This window comes from Vibrio sp. 10N.247.310.24, assembly GCF_041467175.1.
Lineage (GTDB): Bacteria > Pseudomonadota > Gammaproteobacteria > Enterobacterales > Vibrionaceae > Vibrio > Vibrio tasmaniensis_A.
This window is the reverse complement of the sequence record NZ_JBFSUD010000183.1, coordinates 1-1,571: the sequence shown is the minus strand read 5'-3', so window position 1 is coordinate 1,571 and position 1,571 is coordinate 1. Positions and strand designations below refer to the sequence as shown.

Annotated in this window: 1 protein-coding gene; it reads right to left on the bottom strand. The window is 49.9% G+C overall.

Annotated elements, in window-relative coordinates; translation table 11 throughout:
• Nucleotides 1-39: 39 nt before the first annotated feature.
• A partial coding sequence (locus AB6E08_RS23285) for a DUF935 domain-containing protein (protein WP_372160349.1) occupies nt 40-1,571 on the bottom strand: 1,532 nt, incomplete at its 5' end.

Genomic DNA, 1,571 nt, shown 5'->3' with positions numbered 1-1,571 from the left:
AGCGATTCAACAGGGACTATGTTTTCAGACGCAAGGGCTTTAGACATCTTTAGCGTCTCCATAGCCGCGCATCTGGAACATGTATTGCGCCATCTGCTCAACAAACACGTCAGCGCCTAATGTCTCTTGAAGCTCTGGCAGCTTTTCTAAGAACGTTTCATAACTGTCTGACGCATTGGCCAGTTCGATGATCGGGTTCATGAAGTCTTCCGCAACTTCTTCCCAGTCGCTCATGGCTTCATCGGTTAAGTCGTTCATTTCCGCTTCAGCGGTTTTGCTCACACGGTTAATGGCAAGACCTGGGCGTTGTCTGTTCATCGCCGCAGGCATGGTTTGCGCTAAAATGGCAGAGGTTGGCATGAGCACTTCTTCGTTCTCATCGGGCTCAGGTAATCCAAACTTTTCACGTACGCTCGATGCAGAGACTTTAAAACCACGATCAATAAGAGGCGTGATGCTATCAACCAACATCTTCAAGTCTTCTGGCTGAGGAAGTTGAATGCGTACTTTCGGGTAATGCTCTTGCGGGCCCCAGTTCAAAATAATGTAAGGCTTAACCAGGTACTCATTAATGCAAGACTGAAGCTGACGCGCATCCCACTCGGCAATATCCATACGCACATCATTATGCACGTTGGCTTGAGATTGTGAGCTGCCGTTATCAGCGGTCATGGTTTGACCAAGTACCGCCTTACTGGTTTGTTCATCACACCAACGAGCCATGTTTTCAAACAGCGTATTACCGCCATTGCCTTTAGCCGTTTCGATAAGCTCTAGCTTCATAGATTCAGGGATGACCGCACCTGCATCGCTGGCAATACGACCAATGGCATTCACCAGAGTACTAATATCTTCGGTACTGGCGTTCGGGCCGTACTTACCCACACGAACCGGAATACCAAACACTTCAGCAAACGCCCACCAATCACGAACCGTGAACGACTTAAGCATGTACATCACGGCAACCAATCGCGCTAAACCGTTGCGCCATACGCTGCCAGATTTAGATCGAGGCTTATGCACCATAAACTTATACGGGTCTAAAGGCGCACCGCTTGGCGCGTCATCGCTGATAAGCAAAATCTCTTGAAGCGTTTCGTTGTCCTGGCGTAAGTAGCGAGGGTCTACCCATTTATAATCTTGTGGCTTCCATGGGGTCTGTTTGGTATCCCAAAGTATCTGCACCACAGACAAGCCTTTACCTAGGCCATCAAGCAAGTCAAACAGCAGCTCTGGGATTTGGTCATCATCCATAATGGCGCGAACACGTTCTGCCATTTCCACATCGGCTTTGTCTTCACTCGCCGCCACAACGGTTGGGGCAATCGCCGCCACAGCCAACTTACGGGTGCGCAGCTGCGCCGCGTAGTGCAAATCGCGCTCTTCCATTTCTTCGGCAAGCGTCATGTAATCTTCGGGGTTGTTCCCATCCACTACACTGCGAAGTAATCCCGCTAATCGAAGCGGGTTTAAAGTAGAGGCGACACTGGCAGGTCGAGGGTTACGCACACTGGTGGTGTACGCCTTGGCAATATCTTCAGACAGTAGCGTCTTATCGGCTTTTAATGGCT